Genomic DNA, 22,139 nt, shown 5'->3' with positions numbered 1-22,139 from the left:
GGTCGCGCGTCGCCCCTCTTGTTCCAAATGCCAAAGGATCTGCCATGCCGAAATCGAAACTCTTCGCGCCCATCACCGTGGGTGGCCTGACGCTTGAAAACCGGATCGTCATCGCCCCCATGTGCCAGTATTCGGCCCAAGATGGCTGCATGACGGATTGGCACCTCATGCATCTGGGGCATCTGTCGCATTCCGGGGCGGGCATTCTGACCATCGAGGCCACCGCCGTGACGCCGGAGGGGCGCATCACCTATGCCGATGTGGGGCTGTGGGATGACCGGACCGAGGCGGCGATGGCCCGCGTGGTGGAAGGGGTGCGCCGCTGGTCCAGGATGCCGATCGCGATTCAGTTGGCCCATGCGGGGCGCAAGGCCTCGACCGATCTGCCGTGGCAGGGTGGCGCGCAGATGACGCCGGACGATTCCCAGGGCTGGCAGACGGTCGCGCCCTCGCCCCTGCCGTTCGATGCAAGGGACGTGCCCCCGGCCGAACTGGACCGGGCGGGCATGGACCGCATCCGCGACGCCTTTGCCATGGCCGCAACGCGGGCGGCCCGTCTGGGCATCGATGCGGTGCAGATCCATGCGGCCCACGGCTATCTGCTGCACAACTTCCTCTCACCCCTGTCGAACCGGCGCACGGACGCGTATGGCGGCAGCTTGGAACATCGTATGCGGTTCCCGTTGGAGGTGTTCGATGCGGTGCGCGCGGCCTTTCCTGCGGATCGGCCCGTGACGGTTCGCGTGTCCGGGACGGATTGGGTCGAAGGGGGCTGGGACATCGATCAAACCATCGCCTTCGCCCGAGAGTTGGAGCGGCGGGGATGTGCCGCGATCCATGTGTCGAGCGGGGGACTGGATGCCCGGCAGGCGATCCCCGTCGCGCCCGGCTATCAGGTGCCGTTGGCGCGGGCGGTGAAGCAGGCGGTGTCCATTCCGGTCGTGGCGGTGGGGCTGATCACCGAACCCGAACATGCCGAGGCGATCGTCGCAACGGGCGATGCGGACATGGTCGCCTTGGCGCGAACCATCACCTATGATCCACGCTGGCCCTGGCATGCGGCGGCGGCCTTGCAGGCAGTCGTGACCGTCCCGCCGCAATATTTGCGCAGCCAACCGTCCAGGTTCAAGGATCTGTTCCGGCAGGGATAGGTTGCGGCCCCGTCCGCCGGGTCAGCCGCTTGGCAAGCGGGGCAAGGTGGTCGATCGCGGGTGTTTCGGGTTGACGGGTCGTGCCGTCTTCGGTTCACCTGTGACGGGACGGGGGACGTGATGCACGATCTTGCAGTGGGAATTTGCCGGTTTTCCTTTCTGGGGCGCGGGGATTGGGCCGTGTTTCGGGGGGTGGACACGGGGCAGGAGGCGACGTTGCTGGACGACATCGCCGGTGCCCTTTACGGCCCGGCGCGTCTGGCGTTCCGCCGCTGGTGCCTTCGCCATGTGCTGATGCCGTCGCTTGCCGCGCAAACCGATCCTGACTTCGTGTTCATCTTCCTGACCTCGCCCGAATTGCCGGAGGCGGCGCGGGCCGAATTGGTTGGGCTGGCCGCCAGTGTTCCGCAGGTTCGGGTCGTGACCTCGGACGAACGCTCCGTGGACGCGGCGCTTCGCCCGGTGCTGATGAACATCGAACGCACCCACAACCGGCGGCTGGTGCAGTTCCGCATCGACGACGACGATGCGCTCACCCCCGACTATGTCGCACGTCTGAACGCGGCGGCGCGGGCGATGGCGGGGGCGGGGGCTTATGCCTTCACCCTGCCAAGGCAGCTGATCGTGACACGCTATGCCGATGCACCGCTGCGGTTTTTCGACATGTCCCTGCCGTTTCACAGCGCGGGATGCGCGGTGCGTCCGCATCACCGGGACAGGACGGTGTTTTCCTTCGGCCATCTGGCCCTGGGACGGCGGTTTCTGCATGTTCAGGATCCCCGCATCATCGGATCGGTGCAGTTGAAGTTCGAAGGGCACGATTCCCGGCCCTTCGGGGGCGGTCATCCCCCCGGCGCGCGGGTGACCGAACTGGACGCCGAGGCGGGCGTGCAGGCGATCGCGCGTGCGTTTCCGTTTCTGGGCGGCGTGGATTTCGAAGAAGGTGCGGGCCTGTCGCTGGCCGTGCCCTAGTATAGACTGACGGACAAACGGCCCGTGCGATTCCCGCAGGGGCCGAAACGAAATGGAAGGTTGCAAGATGGTTGTCGTGGCGGGTGAGCCGAGTTTTCGTGAATCTGTCGATCTGATGTTCAACCGCGCCGTGCGGCACATGGACCTCAGCCCCGGACTGGAACAGAAGATCCGTGTCTGCAATTCGACCTATACCGTCCGGTTCGGGGTGCGCCTGCGCGGCAAGATCGAGACGTTCACCGGATACCGTTCGGTCCATTCCGAACATATGGAGCCGGTGAAGGGCGGAATCCGCTTCGCCTCCAACGTCAATCAGGACGAGGTGGAGGCGCTGGCCGCGCTGATGACCTATAAATGCGCGCTGGTGGAAACCCCGTTCGGCGGGTCCAAAGGCGGGCTGTGCATCGATCCCCGCCAGTATGACGAGCGGGAACTGGAACTGATCACCCGCCGCTTCGCCTATGAGCTGATCAAGCGCGACCTGATCAATCCCGCCCAGAACGTGCCCGCCCCCGACATGGGCACGTCCGAGCGGGAGATGGCGTGGATCGCCGACCAGTATGCCCGCATGAACACGACCGACATCAACGCCAAGGCCTGCGTCACGGGCAAACCGTTGAATGCGGGCGGCATCATGGGGCGGGTGGAGGCGACGGGCCGCGGTGTGCAATACGCGCTGCGCGAATTCTTCCGCCACCCCGAGGATATTGCCAAGGCGGGCCTGTCGGGCAAGCTGGATGGCAAGCGGGTCGTCGTGCAGGGCCTGGGCAATGTGGGCTATCACGCAGCCAAGTTCCTGTCCGAGGAGGATGGCGCCAAGATCATCGCGATTCTGGAACGGGACGGGGCGTTGACCTCCGACGCGGGTCTGGATGTGGAGGATGTGCGCCAGTGGATCGTCAAGACCGGATCCATCCGCGATTATCCCGGCGCGGCCTTCACCGATGCCGGCGCCAAGGTGCTGGAGACCGAGTGCGACATCCTGATCCCGGCGGCGATGGAAGGCGTGATCAACCTGTCCAACGCCGAACGCATCCAGGCACGTCTGATCATCGAGGCGGCGAACGGCCCCATCACCTTCGGCGCGGATGAAATTCTGCGCAAGAAGGGGGCGGTGATCATCCCCGACATGTATGCCAATGCGGGCGGTGTGACGGTGTCGTATTTCGAATGGGTCAAGAATCTGTCCCACATCCGTTTCGGGCGCATGCAGCGACGGGCGGAGGAGACGCGGCACGAATTGCTGGTGAACGAGCTGGAGCGCCTGTCGGCGGACAAGGGTCTCGGCTGGACCCTCTCGCCCGATTTCAAGAAGCGGTATCTTCACGGCGCGGGGGAGTTGGAGTTGGTCCGGTCGGGTCTGGATGACACGATGCGCACGGCCTATCAGGCGATGCGCGATGTGTGGCATGGGCGCGACGATGTCGAGGATCTGCGCGTCGCGGCCTATATCGTGTCCATCAGCCGGGTCGCCGCCACCTATCAGTCGAAGGGGCTGTAAGGCAGGGGCTTTACTCCGGCTGCGGGCGGGACGATAAGGGATCATGTCGCTCCCGCCCGGTTTCCTTGACGAATTGCGCACCCGCATCTCGCTCTCGCAGGTTGTGGGGCGCAAGGTCACGTGGGACATGCGAAAGTCCAATCAGGGGAAGGGCGACTTCTGGGCCCCGTGCCCGTTCCATCAGGAAAAATCCGCGTCTTTTCATGTGGATGACCGGAAGGGCTTTTATTACTGCTTCGGCTGCCACGCCAAGGGCGATGCCATCGGCTTCGTGAAGGAGACCGAGAATGTCGGCTTCATGGAGGCGGTGGAGATCCTTGCGCGCGAGGCCGGGATGCCCATGCCGGCCCGCGACCCGCAGGCCGCCGCGAAACAGGATCGCCGCAGCCAATTGGCCGAGATCATGGAGGAGGCCGTCCGCCATTATCGCCTGATGCTCGGCTCCCGCCAGGGGGAGGACGCGCGACGGTATCTGGACGGACGGGGCCTGTCGCAGGCCGCGCGCGACCGATGGGAGATCGGCTTCGCCCCCGATGCCCGGCAGGGCGTGTTTCAGGTGTTGACCGGCAAGGGGTTCGCGCCCGATCTGGTCGTGGCCTCGGGGCTGTGCGCGCGTCCCGACGACGGGGGCGCGCCCTATGACCGGTTTCGCGGGCGGATCATCTTTCCCATCCGCGATGCGCGGGGGCGCGCGATCAGCCTTGGCGGGCGGGCCATGGACCCGAACGCCCGGGCGAAATATCTGAATGGGCCGGAAACGGATCTGTTCGACAAGGGGCGCAACCTGTTCAACCACGGCCCCGCGCGGGAGGCGGCGGGCAAGGGCGACCCGCTGGTCGTGGCCGAAGGCTATATGGATACGATCGCGCTGTCCGAAGCGGGATTCCGCGCAACCGTGGCCCCTCTGGGCACCGCGATCACCGAGGATCAGTTGCGCCTGATGTGGCGCATTGCCGACGAACCCGTCATCGCGCTGGACGGGGACGCGGCGGGCATTCGGGCCGCGCTGCGCGTGGTTGATCTGGCCCTGCCGCTGCTGGAGGCGGGCAAGAGCCTGCGCTTTGCCGTTCTGCCCGTGGGCATGGACCCGGACGACCTGATCAAATCGCAAGGCGCGCAGGCTTTTCGCAAGGTGCTGGAGGCGGCGGAGCCGATGGTCGGCCTTTTGTGGCAGCGTGAGACGGAAGGGAAGGTCTTCGACAGTCCCGAACGCCGCGCGGCCCTGGACAAGACCTTGCGCGCGGCCATTGCCCGCATCGCCGATCCGTCGATCCGTCACCACTATGGCGAGGAGATCAAGCAGCGCCGGTGGGAGCTGTTCGGCATCCGCAAGACGAGCCGCCCCTTTGTGCCGGGCCGGAAAGAGCCGGTGCGGATCGCCCCCAGCACCTCCGCCCGCCAATCGCTTCTGGCCATGGCCGAAGGGGAGGGCATGACGCAAACGCTGCGAGTCTCGGTCATTCTTGCGGGGTTTGCCGGGCATCCCTCGCTGATCGGACCGTTCGAATCGGCGTTGGAGCGGCTTGGCCCGCTGACGCCCGAACAGCGGCATGTTCGCGATGCGCTTTTGCAACAGGCCCATGGCGCGGATCACGCGATGGAGGCTGTGGCGCAAGACCTTGAAACGCTGCTGTCGCTGCCCCATGTTCGCATCTCGCCGCCGATCCGACACCCGGACGATGTCGCGCTGGCGCGGCAATGTCTGGCGGAAGAGTTCGCGAAACTGGATGCCGCGCGTGGAACCGAGATCGAGATTCGCGAGGCGATGGAGGATATGGAGGGCCTTGCGGATGAGGGCCTGACATGGCGTCTGGCCCAGGCGGCCGAGGCGCGCAATCGCGTCGGACGCAGCCGCCTTGACGATTCGGGCGACCTGGGAGAAGACCGGTCCGCCCTGTCCGATCACCTTCGACGTATGATCGAGGATCAGGTTTGGATAAAGAAAAAGAGCTGAGGCGCTTTCACCCGCTGTGATTCGCGCTATTGATTCGATAGGAAGGCCGGACGATTCGCACCTTGTCCGGCACACCCCCGCTAGGAGCTACCATGGCAGCCAAAGACACCGATGACGGCAAACCCGAGGATCAGGAAACCGAATCCTCGCTGGACATAAGTCAGGCTGCCGTCAAACGGATGATCGCCGACGCGCGTGAGCGGGGCTACATTACCTATGAACAGCTGAACACCGTCATTCCGCAGGATCAGGTCTCCTCCGACCAGATCGAGGACATGATGGCGATGCTGTCCGAAATGGGCATTGAAGTGCGCGAGGAAGGCGAGGGCGAGGAGGAGACGAGCCCGGTGGTTCAGACCTCCTCCACCTCGCGCGAGGTTGCGGTGGCGGGCTCCACGTCCGAGACGCTGGACCGCACCGACGATCCGGTGCGGATGTATCTGCGCGAAATGGGATCGGTCGAACTTCTGTCTCGTGAGGGCGAGATCGCCATCGCCAAGCGGATCGAGGCCGGTCGCAACACGATGATCGCGGGGCTGTGCGAAAGCCCGCTGACCTTCCAGGCGATCACGATCTGGCGGGACGAGCTTCTGTCCGAGGATATTCTTCTGCGCGACGTCATCGACCTGGAGGCCACCTTCGGGCGGTCGCTGGATGGCGAGGACGACATGGAGGAGGCCGGTGTCGAGGGCGTCGAGGTGCCCGAGGGCCAGCAACAGCAACCCCGGCGCCAACCGGGCGAGCAGGAGCTGGACGCCGACGGCAACCCGATCCGCAGCGACGACGACGAGGATGACGAGGACGCGACCGCCATGTCGCTGGCGGCGATGGAAGCCGCGCTGAAGCCGCGCGTTCTGGAAACGCTGGACGTCATCGCCGGGAATTACGACCGCTTGTCCGCGATGCAGGACGAACGGATGCAGGCGACGATGGGCGGCGAGGGCTTTGCGGGCGAAGCGGCCTATCAGCAGACCCGGACCGAGATGGTGGTGCTGGTCAACAGCCTTCACCTTCACAACAACCGGATCGAGGCGCTGATCGACCAGCTTTACGGCATCAACCGCCGCGTGATGTCGATCAATTCGGGCATGGTGAAGCTGGCGGATGCCGCGCGGATCAACCGCCGCGAATTCGTGGACGAATATCAGGGATACGAGCTGGACCCCAGCTGGATGGACCGCATGGCCGGGAAATCCGGGCGTGGCTGGCAGACCCTGATGGAGAAAAGCCGCGCCAAGGTCGAGGAACTGCGTGCCGAGATGGCGCAGGTCGGCCAGTATGTCGGCGTCGACATTTCCGAATTCCGCCGCATCGTGCAGCAGGTGCAGAAGGGCGAAAAGGAAGCGCGTCAGGCCAAGAAGGAAATGGTGGAGGCGAACCTTCGCCTCGTCATCTCCATCGCCAAGAAATATACGAACCGGGGTCTGCAGTTCCTGGACCTGATCCAGGAAGGCAACATCGGCCTGATGAAGGCCGTGGACAAGTTCGAGTATCGCCGCGGCTATAAGTTCTCCACCTATGCGACGTGGTGGATCCGTCAGGCGATCACCCGGTCCATCGCGGATCAGGCGCGGACCATCCGCATCCCGGTCCACATGATCGAGACGATCAACAAGCTGGTCCGCACCGGTCGTCAGATGCTGCACGAAATCGGCCGCGAACCCACGCCCGAGGAACTGGCCGAGAAGCTGCAGATGCCTCTCGACAAGGTTCGCAAGGTCATGAAGATCGCGAAAGAGCCGATCAGCCTTGAGACCCCGATCGGGGATGAGGAAGACAGCCAGCTTGGCGATTTCATCGAAGACAAGAACGCGATCCTGCCGCTGGATTCGGCCATTCAGGAAAACCTGAAGGAGACGACGACCCGTGTTCTGGCCTCTCTCACCCCGCGCGAGGAGCGGGTTCTGCGGATGCGCTTTGGCATCGGCATGAACACCGACCACACGTTGGAAGAGGTGGGACAGCAATTCAGCGTGACGCGCGAACGGATCCGCCAGATCGAGGCGAAGGCACTGCGCAAGTTGAAGCATCCCAGCCGGTCGCGCAAATTGCGGAGTTTCCTGGACCAATGAAAACGATCGCCGCCATTGCCGTTGCCTTGGGGATCGCCGCATCCCCCGCCTCCGCCTTCATCGCCTTCGACAGCTACCGCGTCGATGGCGATGCGTCGCGGTTCATGGTTCAGTATGAACCGGGTGCGGCGGCCCGCAACTACTGGTGCGCGGCGGGCGATTTCGCGCTGCGTCGGCTTAACGTCAATCCGACGACGCCGATCTACCGTATCTCTCCCAAGCCGCTGCCGCGCATGACGGGGATGATGTTCTCCCTCTCTCCCGAAGGGGCGACGGACGACACCGGCATTTTCGTCATTCCCAACCGCGGCTATCTCTCGGCCGGGTTTGCCGATTCCTTGTGTGAAACGCGGCGTATGAAACGGTGATCACCGTCCGCACAACCGGACCGGGCCTGTATGAGATCACCGATCTGGTGGCCCGTCAGCTGCGCGGGGACGGTTTGCTGACATTGATGATACGTCATACCTCTGCCTCGCTTTTGATACAGGAAAATGCCGATCCCGAGGTGAAGGCCGATCTGGCAGCGTTTTTTGGCCGCCTCGTGCCGCCCGCCGATCACCCCGACATGGCGTGGATCACCCACCGGTATGAGGGCGCGGACGACATGCCCGCGCATATCAAGGCGGCACTTCTTCCGACCAGCCTTTCCATTCCGGTGCGGAACGGACGCATGATGTTGGGCCGGTGGCAGGGGATTTTCGTTGTCGAACACCGGACATTGCCCCATCAACGCGAAGTGGCCCTGCATCTGTCGTGATACGCAACATGCGGTGGGTCGCATTTCCCTCTGGCCCATCCCTGTGAAGACGCGCTAAGGTCCGCGCAGGTCGTCATGGGACAAGGGATACCGGATGCGCTGCCCGTTTTGCGGAAATATCGACACGCAGGTGAAGGACAGCCGCCCCGCCGAAGATCATGTCGCCATCCGTCGCCGCCGTTTCTGCCCGGCCTGCGGGGGGCGGTTCACGACCTATGAACGGGTTCAGTTGCGCGATCTGGTGGTCATCAAGACCTCGGGCAAGCGCGAGGATTTCGACCGCTCCAAGCTTGAGCGGTCGATCCGCATCGCCATGCAGAAGCGGCCCGTGGCCCCCGACCGGATCGACCAGATGATTTCGGGCATCGTGCGTCGGCTGGAAAGTCTGGGCGACACGGATATCAGCTCCAAGGTCATCGGTGAGATCGTGATGGAAAGCCTCGCGCGGATCGACACCGTCGGGTATGTCCGCTTCGCCAGCGTTTACAAGAATTTCCAGGAGGCTGGCGATTTCGACAAGTTCGTGGCCGAATTGCGCCCCACCGCCCTGAAGGACGAGTGATCGACCCACGCCATATGGCGCATGCGATCGGATTGGCGCGGCGTGGTTTGGGCAATGTGTGGCCCAATCCGGCGGTCGGTTGCGTGATCGTCCGGGAGGGCCGGATCGTCGGCCGTGGCTGGACCCAACCCGGCGGCCGGCCCCATGCCGAGGTGCGGGCGCTGGAGCAGGCGGGCCCCTTGGCCGAAGGCGCAACGGCCTATGTCTCGTTGGAACCGTGTGCGCATTTCGGCAAGACGCCGCCCTGTTCCGCCGCCATCGTGCGGGCCGGTGTGTCCCATGTCGTAAGTGCGGCCATCGACCCCGATCCGCGTGTGGCCGGTCGCGGGCACGCCATGTTGCGCGCGGCGGGGATCACCGTCACCGAACATGTCATGGCCGATCAGGCGCGGGCGCTGAACAAGGGCTTTCTCAAGCGGATCGGGCAGGGTCTGCCGATGGTCACGCTGAAACTGGCCACCAGCCTGGATGGCCGCATCGCCACGGCAGCGGGCGAAAGCCGCTGGATCACGGGGGCGGAGGCACGGCGGGCCGTTCACGCGATACGCCTGTCCCATGACGCGGTCATGATCGGATCGGGCACCGCATTGGCCGACGACCCGGAGCTGAGTGTGCGGGACATCGGTGCCCGGCATCAGCCCGTCCGGGTGGTGCTCGACAGCACCCTGCGCCTTGATCCGGGCGGCCGGCTGGGGCGATCGGTCCGCAAGGGGCCCGTCTGGATGGTGCACGGCGATGCCGCCCCGCAACCGGCGCGGGATGCGTGGATTGCGGCGGGGGCGCATCTGATCCAGGCCTCGGGCCTGCGCGCCGCCTTGCGCGCGCTGGCCGATCGCGGGATCACGCGGGTGTTCAGCGAGGGGGGCGCGACCGTGGCCGCCGCCCTGTTGCGCGAGGGGTTGGTGGACGACCTTGCGATGTTCACCGCCGGTGCGGTTCTGGGCGGGGACGCCGTTCCCGCCATCGCCCCCCTGGGCTGGGCGCATCTGGCCGATGCCCCGCGCCCGACGCTGATGGATCAGCGTGTCATCGGCGGCGACACGCTGACCCGCTGGTCGTTCTGATCACCAGTGACCGGTGTTTTCCATCGAGGCCCACGGCTCTTGCGCGGGTTTTGCGTCGCCCTTTTGCAGCAGTTCTATCGATACGTTGTCGGGGCTGCGCACAAAGGCCATGTGCCCGTCGCGCGGCGGCCGGTTGATCGTCACGCCATTGTCCTGCAGATGCTGGCACAGGGCATAGATGTCGTCGCATTCATAGGCCAGATGGCCGAAGTGACGGCTGTCCGAGGGCAGGCCTTCGTCGCCATCCCAGTTGTAGGTCAGTTCCACCGGGCATTCCGGCTGGCCGGGGGGCGCCATGAAGATCAACGAGAAACGGCCCTTCTCGCTGTCCATCCGACGCACCTCTTCCAAGCCCAGCAAACGGAAGAACGCCATTGTCGCGTCCAAGTCTTTGACGCGGACCATCGTGTGCAGATATTTCATGTAAATCTCCTTCTGAGGGCGAAGTTAGTCTGATTGCAGGAAGTTGCCAGCCGTGGGATTTCCGTTCGGCACGACATGCGGTATCGACAGGCGACAGCCCCCGAGCCATATGAGGCAACCCATGCGCCACCCCGAGCATCAGTATCTTGACCTCCTTGACCGTGTCCTGTCCACGGGGGATGAGCGTGTGGATCGCACCGGCGTCGGGACGCGGTCGGTGTTCGGCGCAATGGCGCGGTTCGATCTGTCGGATGGGTCGGTTCCGCTTCTGACCACCAAACGCGTCTATTGGAAAACGGCGGTGAAGGAGATGCTGTGGTTCCTGAGCGGGGGCACGAATATCCAGCCGCTGTTGAAAGAGAACGTCCGCATCTGGACCGATTGGCCGCTTGCCACCTATCGCCGTGAAACGGGCGAGGATATCGCGCAAGAGGCGTTCGAGGCTCGCATCATTTCAGACGACGCGTTCGCCCGTCGTTGGGGGGAGTTGGGTCCGGTCTATGGCAAGCAATGGCGGCGATGGGTCGGCGCGGATGGGCGCGAGCATGACCAGATCGCCGATCTGATCGCCACGTTGAAGACCAACCCTGCCAGCCGCCGGATGCTGTTTCACGCCTGGAACGTGGCCGAGCTGTCGGGGATGGCGCTGCCGCCTTGTCACATGGTCTATCAGTATCACGTCACGACCGATGGGCGGCTGAATTCGCTGTGTTTCCAGCGTTCGGCGGACCTGTTGCTTGGGGTGCCGTTCAACTGGGTGGGCGCGTCGGCCCTGCATCTGATGATCGCCCAGCAGGCGGGGCTGACGCCCGGCGAAATCGTATGGTTCGCGGGGGATGTGCATCTCTATCTGAACCATCTGGATGTGGCGCGCGAACAGATGGGGCGCACGCCGCGCGCCGTCCCGAAGATGCGCCTTGCGTCGCGCGCGCGCAGCATCGACGATTACCGGATCGAGGATTTCACCGTGGAGGGTTATGACCCCCATGCCGCGATCAAGGCCGATGTGGCCGTGTGAGCGGACGTTTGCAACAGGGATGACCAGACAATGCTGACTCTGATCGCGGGGCTCGCGCGCAACAACGCCATCGGGCGGGGCAACACGATCCCGTGGGACGCGCCCGAGGACATGGCCTTTTTCGCCCGCGAAACGGCGGGCGGCGCGGTCATCATGGGGCGGCACACCTGGGACAGCCTGCCGAAACGCCCGCTGCCCCGCCGGATGAACATCGTCGTCACCTCGCACACGGTGGAGTGCGAGGCGGCGGCCTCGGTCCAGGGGGCACTGGCGCTTGCGGCAAAGGCAGGCCATGCGCGGGTCTATGGGATGGGCGGGCGCGGCATTTACGAGGCGCTGCTGCCCGTGGCCGATCGGCTTCTGCTGACATTCGTGGACGTGGACGTGCCCGACGCCGACACGTTTTTCCCCGCGGTGAATTTCAACGACTGGCGCGCGGTGCAGACGATGACCCTGCGACCCGAGGGGCCCGCCTGCACCCTGACCGAATACCTGCGGCGCTAGGGGGCAGGTGTCAGGTGGGTGATCCCCACCGCCGCGGCCCGGGCAAGATCCGGGTCCAGTGACATCGGCACATACTCCCCCCGCCGCCACAACCCGCCCAGATCGTCATAGAATTGCGACAGCGGATGGCCCGATTGCCCGGTTGACGTGATGAAGACCGAACTGTCGGGGTCGGCGAAGTCATAGACGCCGCGATACCCCGCGCCATGCACGTTCTGGAACGGGTCGCGCCCGAAGCCCTTCGTCACCCCCCGGTTCAGCGTATCGTCCCCACCCGAGGTCGATTGCCGGATGTTCACCAGATACCGCAGCCCCGGCAAGTTCCCAAGGACGGGATCGTCATGCGTGGCCTGATGCGCGTCGCCCCACCGCCAGCTTTCCAGATTGGCACCATAGCGCTCGGACAGCCACAAAAGTGCGTCGTCCAGCGCGATCCGGGCGGCATCGGCGCAGGTTTCCTCTACGCTTGTCTGCTTCAGGTCGCACCACACCCCGGCACCGCCTTCGTTGCGATACACGCGGCCAAGGAACGTCGCGTCCACATGACTGAACTGATCCGCCATCGGGCCGATATCGTCGCGGATCAACCGATCCTGCAAGGCCGACAGCCAGGCCTGCGCGATCAGCGGTTCCGGCATATGCTCGTTCATCTCGCCATTCCACTGGGCGAGCATGGCAAGCGCCCGCTGGCGCAGGCGTTCGGGCGTGCCGTCGGGCGCGTCGGCGCCGACATACCACAGATCGGCCCCGACCAGCGGCAACACCTCGCGCATGGTGGTGCTGACGGTGTCCAGCTGCGCCTCGATGAAGCTGTCGCGCGTGTGGACGTTGCGCGCCCGCATCAGGGTCAGCCAGCGCTGGATGCGTTGCGTGTCGCCCCAATCGAAGCTGACATGGTCCGGAAAGGGGCGGTCCACCGTCTTGTTGTTGGTGTTGCCAAGGATGCCCGAGGCGGGATCACGCTCGCGCGGGTTGGTGTCATAGGGGGCGATCCCCAGCCAGCGGTTCTGGGCGATCCATCCGGGCGAGGGGATGCGCCCCTGACCTTGCATCGCCGGGTTGCGGGCGGGAATGGCGCCCACGGTCTGCAGGGCGATGCCGTCCGCATCGGCCAGCATCAGGTTCTGCGCCGGGGCCACGAAGTCGCGCCCTGCGGCCATCGCGGCGTCGATCCCTTCGGCATACATCAGGCCCATGGCGGCGGTCATCGAGGTGTCCTGCGGGTCCAGCCCGGTCCAGCGCAGGGACATGACATGCCCGGCGGGGGTGATGCTGCCCACATCGTAATGGCTGGCGGGCAGGACGGGGCCATTCTCGGTCCAGCGCAGGGTGACGGTGGCCGGCGCGGCATCCTTGATGCGGATGATGGAACGTTCGGTGCGGAAGGGTTCCCAGCCCTCGGGCGTCCGATATTGGTCGGGCCGATCGGGGTTCACCTCCTCGACGAACAGGTCCTGATCGTCGACATAGGCGGTGGTCAGCCCCCAGCCGAAGCTGTCCGACCGCCCCGACAGGATCAACGGCATGCCCGGAATGGTTCCGCCGATCACGCCCCCGGTCGAAAGCTCCATCCGCGCCAGATACCAGATGGTGGGTGCGGAAAAGGGCAGATGCGGGTCATTGGCCAGCAGGGATCCATCGGCGGTGGACCGGGTGGGTGCCGCGGCCCACGCGTTCGACGCACCGCCGAACGGGGCCATGGCGAAGGGCGACAGCGCGTCGGCCATTTTGATCGGCGTGTAATCCGGCGACACGTCCGGCACGATTTCGGAATATCGGGGCAGGGCCATGACGGCCGCCCCCGGATCGTCGGGCAGAATGTCGCGCAGACGTTCCGGTGGCAGGATCAGCGACATGCGGGCGCGCAGCACCTCATCGCCGGTCTTGGACGACATCTGCAATGCCAGAAGCTTGAGGATGGCCAGGCTGTCCGCCGGTTGCCAAGGCGAAATGGCGTTCGAGAACAGGAAGAACTGCGGCGCCCCCCGACCCCGCGCGCCCACGTTGATCTGGTCGATCCAATCGTTCACCCCGGCGGCATAAGCCTCCAGCGCGACGCGCGTCCGTTCGTCCTGCGCCGCGACCGAGCTTTGGGCCAGACCATACAGGTCCAGCCGCCGCATCATTGCATCGGTGCGCAACGTCCGATCGCCAAAAATCTCAGACAGCCGCCCTTGGGCCGTGCGTCGCAGCAGGGTCATCTGCCACAAACGGTCCTGCGCGTGGACAAAGCCCAAGGCGCGGAACACGTCGGCATCCGTTTGTCCGAAGATGTGCGGCACGTCGTTGCTGTTGCGCACGATTTCCACCGGGCCGCCAAGGCCCACCAGCGCGAAATCCTCGGAATAATTGGGCAAGGAGCGTGACAGGAACCAGTATCCGATTCCCAGCCCGATCAGGCCAAGCAGCACAAGCCCCGTCAGGATACGGAACAGCCAGCGGAAGATGCGGATCATATCGTGTCCTGAACTCGGGCGGGAATGGCCCGGGTGGTAGCGGATGACAGGGGCCAAGACAATCGGCCCCGCCCATCACGTTCGGGTCAGGGTCAGGGAATGATCCGCGTGTATTTCGTGCCCGCCACCGTCGCCCCCGCGATCAGGCCCGACTGGCCATAGACCAGCGCCACCACGGGGTCGATCTCGGTCGTGTCCTTGCCGATGCTGCCGCCCTGGTCCGGTGTGGCATAGCGCAGGTCCGCCCCCGCCACCCAACCGGCCGAGGACCGGAAATCTGCCAGCGCCATCGGCGTCATGAAGAACAGGGCATGGGCGTATTGCTGCGCGCCGATCTGGAACCCGACCGAGGCCTTGGCCGCGGAATAGTAATCCACCGTCGCGTCGTTGATCCGCAGCGCCCCACGGCCATAGGCGCCGCCGATACCAAGCCCCGCCTCGGTGATCAGCGGCATGTAGAGGACGCCAGCCGAACGTGCCGCCAGATCGCGCGTGCCTGGAAACTGCTGGAACAGGTAGTCCCGTGCCACGTCCACCCGCGCGTCGATCATCGACCCGCCATTGCTGCCCACGCCGTTCGCGCAGGCCGCCACGCCAAGCGTTGCCCCGAATCCAGCTAGAAGTGCGCGCCGGTCCATCATGCCCATGCCCCTTATGTTTTTGTTCCCGCAACGATACGCCATGCGCGCGGGCCTGTCACGCGGTGCCGTTCACATCCCGCAGGTGACGGGCCATTTCCGGCGCAAAATAGGTCAGGACGCCATCGCAACCCGCCCGCTTGAAAGCCAGAAGGCTTTCGGCCATGCCCTTCGTCGGATCCAGCCAGCCCTGCGCCATCGCCCCCTTCAGCATCGCGTATTCCCCCGACACCTGATAGGCGAAGGTGGGCACGCCGAATTCGTCCTTCACGCGGCGGCACACGTCAAGATAGGGCATCCCCGGCTTGACCATCACGCTGTCGGCCCCCTCGGTCAGGTCGCGGGCGACAAGGCGAAGCGCCTCATCCGTGTTGCCGGGGTTCATCTGATAGGTCTTCTTGTCGCCCTTCAGAACCGCGCTGGCCCCCACCGCATCCCGGAACGGGCCGTAAAAGACCGAGGCGTATTTTGCCGAATAGGACATGATGGAGGTGCCGTGATGCCCCTCCGCCTCCAGCGCCATGCGCATCCGTCCGATCCGCCCGTCCATCATGTCGGACGGGCCAAGAATGTCCGCCCCCGCCTCGGCCTGCGACAGGGCCATCTTGACCAGCGCGTCCACGGTTTCGTCGTTCAGCACGATCCCGTCGCGCATCAGCCCGTCCTGCCCATGGATGTTGAACGGATCAAGCGCGATGTCCGTCATCACCGCCATCTCCGGCACGGCGTCCTTGATCGCGCGGATCGTCCGGTTCACCAGATTGTCGGGGTGCCATGCCATCTCGCAGGTTTCGGTCCGGGCCGAGGGGGCGGTGTAGGGAAAAAGACACACCGCCGGAACGCCCAGCCGTGCCGCCTCCTCCACCCGCGGCAACAGCGCCTCGGTTGAATGGCGCTGCACGCCGGGCATGGATGCGATGTCGCTGCTGCCGGCGTCGTCCTGAATGAACACGGGCCAGATCAGGTCATTCACGCCGAACGCGGTTTCCTGCGTCAGACGGCGTAGGGCGTCGGTCCGGCGGTTGCGGCGAAAGCGGGTCGCGGGGTAGGAGGCCGGTGTCAGGTGCATGGGGTCCTCAGCGGTCGAGATGGTCCGACGGCACGCCGGACGGACAACAATCTTTTTTTGCGTCCTGACATGGAAATGCCCGCGCCTCAAGGGTAGGTAGGGTGCAAACGGACAGGGAACACGCCGACGTGCACTGGTATGACCTACTTCTCTCGCCCATCAGCGCGCGGTCTTTCGCCTCGATCTGGTATTGGATCGCCCTTGTCGGCTTTTGGGCAATGCAGCAGCGACAGGTGCTGGGCGTGCCCGCGACGGTCCTGGCCGAAGGGGGGGAGCGTGCGGCCGAGGATGCGCTGGTCTTGGCGCGTGTGCATGTGCGGCGGATGCTGAACGTGGCGCCGGTCATGCGCGTGGCGCAGGTGGCGGGCGGGGCGTTCGCGGGGTCGCTGGTGCTGGCGCTGGCCCTTGCGGGGCTGGAAATGGCGCAGGCGTTGCTGCCGATCCTGCTGCCATGGCTGGCCGTCGTTGTTCTGCGCCTGCGTCTTGCGCAGCGGCTGGCGGCCCAGGGGCCGGACGCGGCGGCGTTGGTGGAACGCCTGCTCTGGCACCGTCTGGGTGTGCAGGCGCTGGCGGGCGGGGCGATCTTTCTGGCGGTGCTTTGGGGCGCGTGGCGCAACCTGACGCTTGCCATGCCGTATTGAGGGGGGCGTTCGATGTCCAAAGCGATCATTCTGGGCGGCGCGCCCGAGGGGTATGACGCCCGGCTTCTGGCCAAGGAACTGGGCAAGGGCGCGCCCGTCATCCACATCGCGCGCGACGACAAGCGTCTGGCGGCGATGCGGACGGCGTTGCAGGCGATGGCGCCGGCGGTGGCGGTGCTGGAGTTTCCGGCATGGGACTGCCTGCCCTACGACCGGGTCTCGCCCAATCCCGCGCTGGCCGCCCGCCGGATGGCGACGCTGGCCGCGCTGGCGCAGGGGGTGACGGGGGCGTTCGTCCTGCTGACAACGCTGAACGCGGCGACGCAGCGCGTGCCGGCCCGTGCGACCGTGGCGGGGGCCAGCTTCTCGGCCCGCCTGGGCGACCGGGTGGATGAGGGGCGTTTGCGCGAATACCTCGCGCGCATGGGCTATACCCCCGTGACGACCGTGGCCGAGCCGGGCGATTTCGCGATCCGCGGCGGCATCATCGACATCTTTCCGCCCGAGGGGGATCCCGTGCGTCTCGACCTGTTCGGCGACACGCTGGACGGTCTGCGCAGGTTCGATCCCGAGACCCAACGCTCCACCGAGAAGCTGTCGGCGTTGGACCTTGCGCCGGTGTCGGAAGTGATGCTGGACGAGGCCGCGATCACCCGTTTCCGCCAGAATTACCGTGTCGAATTCGGGGCGGGCGGGGCGAATGACCCGCTTTATGAAGCGGTGAGCGCGGGGCGCAAGCATCAGGGGATGGAGCATTGGCTGCCCTTCTTCCATGACCGGCTGGAGACGATCTTCGATTATCTGCCGGACGCCACGATCATGGTGGACGATCAGGTCACGCCCGCGCGTCTGTCCCGTTGGGAAGGGATCGCGGATCAATACGATGCCCGCAAGGAGGCGGCGGCGCAGAAGGCGCGGGTGGACACCGTCTATAAGCCCGTGGCCCCCGACGCCCTCTATCTGGACGATGCGGCGTGGGAGACGGCGGTGGCCGCGCACCGGCGTATCCAGTTGTCGCCCTTGGCGCAGGCCCCCGGTCCCGGCGTGGTGGATGCGGGCGGGCGGATCGGGCGCAGCTTCGCCCCGGAACGGCAACAGGAAAACATCAGCCTTTTCGCGGCCTTGGCGTCCCATGTTCAGACGCTGCGCAAGACGGGGCAGGTGGTCATCGCCAGTTGGTCCGAGGGCGCGCGCGAGCGTTTGTCGGGCCTTTTGGACGATCAGGATATCAAAAGCACCCACGTCGCCGATTTCCGCGATGTGCCCGAGGGCAAGGGTGGCGTGTTCCTGATGATCTGGCCGCTGGATGCGGGGTTCACGGCGCCGGGACTTGCGGTGATCTCCGAACAGGACGTGCTGGGCGATCGGCTGATTTCCACCCCCAAGCGCAAGCGCAAGGCCGAGAATTTCCTTCGCGATCTGGAAACCCTGTCGCCCGGCGATCTGGTGGTGCATGTCGAACACGGCGTCGGCCGTTATCTGGGGTTGGAGACGTTGCGCGTGCCGCAGCCGCCCTCGAACCGACCCGGCCCGCCGCACGACTATCTGCATCTGGTCTATGCCGAGGATGCGAAACTCTACCTGCCGGTGGAGAATATCGAACTCCTGTCCCGTTACGGGCATGAGGACGGTCTTTTGGACAAGCTGGGCGGTGGTGCGTGGCAGGCCAAGAAGGCGCGCCTGAAAGAGCGTATCCGCGAGATTGCCGACCGCCTGATGCGCATCGCCGCAGAACGTCATCTGCGCCATGCCCCCATTCTGGAAGCGCCCCATCAGATGTGGGAGGCGTTCGCCGCCCGCTTCCCCTATCAGGAGACCGACGACCAGCTGGCCGCCATTGCCGATGTGGTGTCCGATCTGGAAGCCGGTCGCCCGATGGACCGCCTGGTCGTGGGCGATGTGGGTTTCGGCAAGACGGAGGTGGCGATGCGCGCGGCCTTCGTCGCCGCCCTGGCGGGGATGCAGGTCGCGGTGATCTGCCCCACGACGCTTCTGGCGCGTCAGCACTTCCGCAGCTTTGCCGAACGGTTTCGCGGATTTCCGATGGTGGTGCGGCAGCTGTCGCGCTTCGTTCCCGCGAAAGAGGCGGCGGCCACCCGCGCCGGACTGGCCGATGGCAGCGTGGACATCTGCATCGGCACCCACGCCCTTCTGGCCAAGGGCATCAAGATCCAGCGCCTTGGTCTGCTGATCATCGACGAGGAGCAGCATTTCGGCGTGTCCCACAAGGAACGCCTGAAGGAGATGCGGTCCGAGGTGCACGTCCTGACCCTGACCGCCACGCCCATTCCGCGCACGCTGCAACTCTCATTGACCGGGGTGCGCGATCTGTCGATCATCGCGACCCCGCCGGTGGACCGCCTGGCGATCCGCACCTATGTGTCGGAATTCGACGCGGTGACGCTGCGCGAGGCGTTGTTGCGCGAACGCTATCGCGGGGGGCAGAGCTTCTTCGTCGTGCCGCGCATCTCCGACCTGCCGGAAATCGAAGCCTTTCTGAAGGAGCAGGTGCCCGAGGTCAGCTATATCATCGCCAACGGGCAGTTGGCGGCGGGCGATCTGGATGAACGGATGAACGCGTTTTACGACGGCAAGTTCGACGTGCTTCTGGCCACGACCATCGTCGAATCCGGCTTGGACATTCCGACCGCCAACACGATGATCGTTTACCGCGCCGACATGTTCGGCCTGTCGCAGCTTTACCAGATTCGTGGCCGGGTGGGGCGGTCGAAGACCCGCGCCTATTGCTTCCTGACGACGAAGCCGCGCAGCCCGCTGACCCCGCAGGCCCAGAAACGGCTGAAACTTCTGGCCAGCCTCGACAGTCTGGGGGCGGGGTTCAACCTTGCCTCGCATGACATGGATCTGCGCGGGGCGGGCAACCTTCTGGGGGATGAGCAGTCGGGCCATATCAAGGAAGTGGGCTATGAACTTTATCAGAACATGCTGGAGGAGACGATCCGCAAGCTGCGTTCGGGGGAGATCGGTGGGCTGACCGACGCCGACGACCATTGGGCGCCGCAGATCAGCCTTGGCGTTCCGGTGCTGATCCCGGAAGACTACATCCCCGATCTGGATATCCGGCTTGGCCTCTATCGTCGCCTGTCCGCCCTGACCACCAAGGTGGAGATGGAGGGATTCGCCGCCGAACTGATCGACCGGTTCGGGCCGCTGCCGCGTGAGGTGAATACCCTGATGCTGGTGGTGCGGATCAAGGCGATGTGCAAGCGCGCGGGTATTTCACGTCTGGATGCGGGGCCGAAGGGGGCCACGATCCAGTTCCACAACGATCGGTTCGCCGATCCGGCGGGTCTGGTCGATTTCGTGCAGGCGCAGCCGGGGGCCAAGATCGTCGGCAACAAGATCGCCGTCGCCGTGGACTGGCCGACCGAGGCCGACCGCATTCGCGGGAGCTTCGGTCTGGCCAAGGCGCTGGCGGAAAAGGTGGTGAAACCGAAGCGTCACTGACGTTTCGGCAACCGCCACATGATGATCAGGATCAGGGCGGTGAAAACCGTAAGCCCCGTGGCCAGCGGCACATTCGTGCCGTTGAACGATTGCCCGACGGGCAAAGACAGGACCACCGCCATGAGGGTCGCGATGCAGCCCGATATCGACGCGCCAAGGCCCGCCAGATGGCCCAGCGGCTCCAACGTCAGGGCGTTCAGATTGCCCATGCACAGGCCCAGCATCGCAAAGGTGGAGGCGGTCCAGAAGATTTGCGCCGGAAAGGCCAGCGCCTCGGGCATCAGGCCGAAGCCGTTGGTGACGGCCATGATGGCGGAAATGGCGAACTGCACCTCCACGACCGTCGTGATCACCGCGCGCATCCCCACACGGCCGACGATGTTCGCGTTCAGAAAGCTGGAGCACCCGGCCACCATCGCCAGCCCGAAGAACCAGTAGGGGAAGGTTTCGGCGGCATCGAACCGCTGTTCGAAGATCGGCTGGATGGACGAGATGGTGGAGAACATGCAGGCAAACGCAAACCCTTGGGCGGTGATGGTCATCACCACCATGCGGTTGCCGCGGATTTCGCGCAGCCCCTCTGCCAAAAGGCGCAGGCGCAGCGGGCGGCGTGCCGTAGGAACAAGGGTTTCCGGCTGCCGGATGTGCAGCCAGAGGGCCGAGCCGAGCGATACGAGCATGAAGACGAAGAACAACTCGCGCCATCCGAAGGCCTGAATGACGACGTTTCCGATCATCGGCGCCATGGCGGGCACGATGGTGAAGATCATCATGATGAAGCTGACCACCCGCGCCATGTCCCGCCCGGCATACAGGTCGCGCACGATCGCGATGGCGACGACGCGCGGGCCCGCCCCACCGATCCCTTGGATCAGGCGGCCGATCAGAAGCATCTCCAGCGACTGCGACAGCGCGGCGATCAACGCCCCCGTGCAGTAGATGCCCGCGCAGGCGATGATGACCGGCTTGCGCCCCACCGCGTCAGAGATCGGCCCGACCAGCAAGGTGCCAAGACCCATCCCCAGCATGAAGATGACGACGATCAGCTGAACATGGTTCGGGGCGTCCGGCGTCAGTTCGGCGGTCATCTGGGGGAACGCGGGCAGCATGGCGTCGATGCTGAACGCGATGGCGGCCATCAGGGTGGCCATGAGGGCGATGAATTCGAACTGGCCCAGCGAGCGGCGGGCGGGCGTCATTGCTCTGCGTCCCGGCTGGCGGCAATATCGTCGAGGATGGCCAGCCACTGGTCCACCGGCTGCGCCCCGGCCAGAACGAACTGGCGGTCCAGAAGGAAGGTCGGCACCGCCGAAACCCCCTTGTCGCGGGCATCGGCGTCGCGGGCGCGCAGATCGTCGCGATCCGCCTCGGACTCCAGAAGCCGCCGGAGCACGCCTTCGTCCATGCCGACACTGGCCCCGATACGGGCCAGAACGTCGTGATCCGAAATATCCAGGCCGTCCTGGAAGTAGGCTTTGAACAGCCGATCCACCACCGCCATCTGCCGCCCTTCAAGCCCCGCCCAATGGATCAGGCGGTGCGCGTCCAGCGTGTTCGGCATCCGGGTGGCGGCGGCAATGTCGATGATGATGCCCGCGTCCTGCGCCGCCGCCTCGACCGAGGCGGCAAGGCTGACGGCGCGCGCCCGGTCCCCGAACCGCGTTTCGAACCATTCGGCGCGGTCCATCCCTTCGGACGGCATGTCGGGGTGAAGCTGATAGGGGTGCCACTCGATGCGGAACGGATGACCCGGGCGCTGCTCCAGCGCCCGCGTCAGGTTCGCCTTGCCGATGAAACACCAGGGGCAGACGGGGTCGGAGAAGATATCCAGGGGGATGCTGGCAACGCGCATGGTCGCTTCCTGTATGGGATCGTTCGTCTTATGC

At 65.3% G+C, this 22,139-nt stretch carries 19 protein-coding genes; 13 read left to right on the top strand and 6 right to left on the bottom strand.

Annotation, left to right across the window (positions count from 1 at the left end):
* Positions 1–44 precede the first annotated feature (44 nt).
* The 9 genes from MU449_RS07500 (at position 45) to ribD (ending at position 10,036) form a co-directional block, all read left to right on the top strand.
* Entirely contained in the window at positions 45–1,151 is a 1,107-nt protein-coding gene (locus tag MU449_RS07500; RefSeq protein WP_244737408.1) for an NADH:flavin oxidoreductase/NADH oxidase, read from the top strand.
* A 120-nt stretch (positions 1,152–1,271) separates the two neighbouring features.
* Positions 1,272–2,123, top strand: coding sequence for a glycosyltransferase (locus MU449_RS07495; RefSeq protein ID WP_244737407.1), 852 nt, complete (start codon positions 1,272–1,274; stop codon positions 2,121–2,123).
* 67 nt (positions 2,124–2,190) lie between these two features.
* Positions 2,191–3,624 (top strand): Glu/Leu/Phe/Val family dehydrogenase, encoded by a 1,434-nt coding sequence (locus tag MU449_RS07490; RefSeq protein WP_244737406.1) that lies wholly within the window; start codon positions 2,191–2,193, stop codon positions 3,622–3,624.
* Positions 3,625–3,667: 43 nt separating this feature from the next.
* Positions 3,668–5,578: a DNA primase gene (dnaG, locus tag MU449_RS07485; protein WP_244737405.1), complete on the top strand. Its 1,911-nt coding sequence runs from the start codon at positions 3,668–3,670 to the stop codon at positions 5,576–5,578.
* A gap of 92 nt (positions 5,579–5,670) precedes the next feature.
* Positions 5,671–7,650 (top strand): RNA polymerase sigma factor RpoD, encoded by a 1,980-nt coding sequence (gene rpoD / locus MU449_RS07480; RefSeq protein WP_244737404.1) that lies wholly within the window; start codon positions 5,671–5,673, stop codon positions 7,648–7,650.
* The gene (locus tag MU449_RS07475) at positions 7,647–8,018 is read left to right on the top strand and encodes a hypothetical protein (protein ID WP_244737403.1); all 372 of its coding nucleotides are present in this window, start codon (positions 7,647–7,649) and stop codon (positions 8,016–8,018) included. The genes rpoD and MU449_RS07475 overlap by 4 nt, the downstream gene beginning before the upstream one ends.
* Complete coding sequence (locus MU449_RS07470) at positions 8,015–8,410, top strand: secondary thiamine-phosphate synthase enzyme YjbQ (RefSeq protein WP_244737402.1); 396 nt, start codon at positions 8,015–8,017, stop codon at positions 8,408–8,410. Before MU449_RS07475 ends, MU449_RS07470 begins: the two co-directional genes overlap by 4 nt.
* Positions 8,411–8,504: 94 nt before the next feature.
* Positions 8,505–8,972, top strand: a complete 468-nt coding sequence (gene nrdR / locus MU449_RS07465) for a transcriptional regulator NrdR (RefSeq protein WP_244737401.1) — start codon at positions 8,505–8,507, stop codon at positions 8,970–8,972.
* Positions 8,973–8,986: 14 nt separating this feature from the next.
* Positions 8,987–10,036 (top strand): bifunctional diaminohydroxyphosphoribosylaminopyrimidine deaminase/5-amino-6-(5-phosphoribosylamino)uracil reductase RibD, encoded by a 1,050-nt coding sequence (gene ribD, locus MU449_RS07460; protein WP_244738986.1) that lies wholly within the window; start codon positions 8,987–8,989, stop codon positions 10,034–10,036.
* Here ribD and MU449_RS07455 read toward each other — a convergent pair whose 3' ends face one another.
* A complete protein-coding gene (locus MU449_RS07455) occupies positions 10,037–10,465 on the bottom strand; it encodes a VOC family protein (protein WP_244738984.1) in 429 nt (142 codons plus the stop codon). It abuts the gene before it with no gap.
* 115 nt (positions 10,466–10,580) lie between these two features.
* Between MU449_RS07455 and MU449_RS07450 the strand changes: the two genes are divergently transcribed.
* Both MU449_RS07450 and MU449_RS07445 read left to right on the top strand, forming a co-directional pair.
* Entirely contained in the window at positions 10,581–11,477 is an 897-nt protein-coding gene (locus MU449_RS07450; RefSeq protein WP_244737400.1) for a thymidylate synthase, read from the top strand.
* 30 nt (positions 11,478–11,507) lie between these two features.
* A complete protein-coding gene (locus MU449_RS07445) occupies positions 11,508–11,981 on the top strand; it encodes a dihydrofolate reductase (RefSeq protein ID WP_244737399.1) in 474 nt (157 codons plus the stop codon).
* On the opposite strand, the gene MU449_RS07440 is transcribed toward MU449_RS07445, so the two are convergent.
* The 3 genes from MU449_RS07440 to hemB all read right to left on the bottom strand — a co-directional run bounded on the left by MU449_RS07440 (position 11,978) and on the right by hemB (position 16,144).
* Positions 11,978–14,437 (bottom strand): penicillin acylase family protein, encoded by a 2,460-nt coding sequence (locus MU449_RS07440; protein ID WP_244737398.1) that lies wholly within the window; start codon positions 14,435–14,437, stop codon positions 11,978–11,980. The genes MU449_RS07445 and MU449_RS07440 overlap by 4 nt on opposite strands.
* Positions 14,438–14,529: 92 nt before the next feature.
* Positions 14,530–15,084, bottom strand: a complete 555-nt coding sequence (locus tag MU449_RS07435) for a lipid-binding SYLF domain-containing protein (protein ID WP_244737397.1) — start codon at positions 15,082–15,084, stop codon at positions 14,530–14,532.
* A 49-nt stretch (positions 15,085–15,133) separates the two neighbouring features.
* Positions 15,134–16,144 carry a porphobilinogen synthase gene (gene hemB, locus MU449_RS07430; protein WP_244737396.1) on the bottom strand — a complete coding sequence of 337 codons (1,011 nt, stop codon included), beginning with the start codon at positions 16,142–16,144 and terminating at the stop codon, positions 15,134–15,136.
* Positions 16,145–16,245: 101 nt separating this feature from the next.
* Here hemB and MU449_RS07425 point away from each other — a divergent pair, with 101 nt between their 5' ends.
* Positions 16,246–16,785 carry a hypothetical protein gene (locus MU449_RS07425; RefSeq protein WP_244737395.1) on the top strand — a complete coding sequence of 180 codons (540 nt, stop codon included), beginning with the start codon at positions 16,246–16,248 and terminating at the stop codon, positions 16,783–16,785.
* Between the two features lie 12 nt (positions 16,786–16,797).
* Positions 16,798–20,253: a transcription-repair coupling factor gene (gene mfd, locus MU449_RS07420; RefSeq protein ID WP_244737394.1), complete on the top strand. Its 3,456-nt coding sequence runs from the start codon at positions 16,798–16,800 to the stop codon at positions 20,251–20,253.
* Here mfd and MU449_RS07415 read toward each other — a convergent pair.
* Both MU449_RS07415 and MU449_RS07410 read right to left on the bottom strand, forming a co-directional pair.
* Entirely contained in the window at positions 20,247–21,452 is a 1,206-nt protein-coding gene (locus MU449_RS07415) for an MFS transporter (RefSeq protein ID WP_244737393.1), read from the bottom strand. The genes mfd and MU449_RS07415 overlap by 7 nt on opposite strands.
* Positions 21,449–22,105 (bottom strand): DsbA family oxidoreductase, encoded by a 657-nt coding sequence (locus MU449_RS07410; RefSeq protein WP_244737392.1) that lies wholly within the window; start codon positions 22,103–22,105, stop codon positions 21,449–21,451. Before MU449_RS07410 ends, MU449_RS07415 begins: the two co-directional genes overlap by 4 nt.
* Between the last annotated feature and the right edge of the window lie 34 nt (positions 22,106–22,139).

Source organism: Falsirhodobacter halotolerans, assembly GCF_022899245.1.
GTDB lineage: Bacteria > Pseudomonadota > Alphaproteobacteria > Rhodobacterales > Rhodobacteraceae > Falsirhodobacter > Falsirhodobacter halotolerans.
Note: the sequence above shows the minus strand (reverse complement) of the source record. Positions and strands in the feature narration are given on the sequence as shown.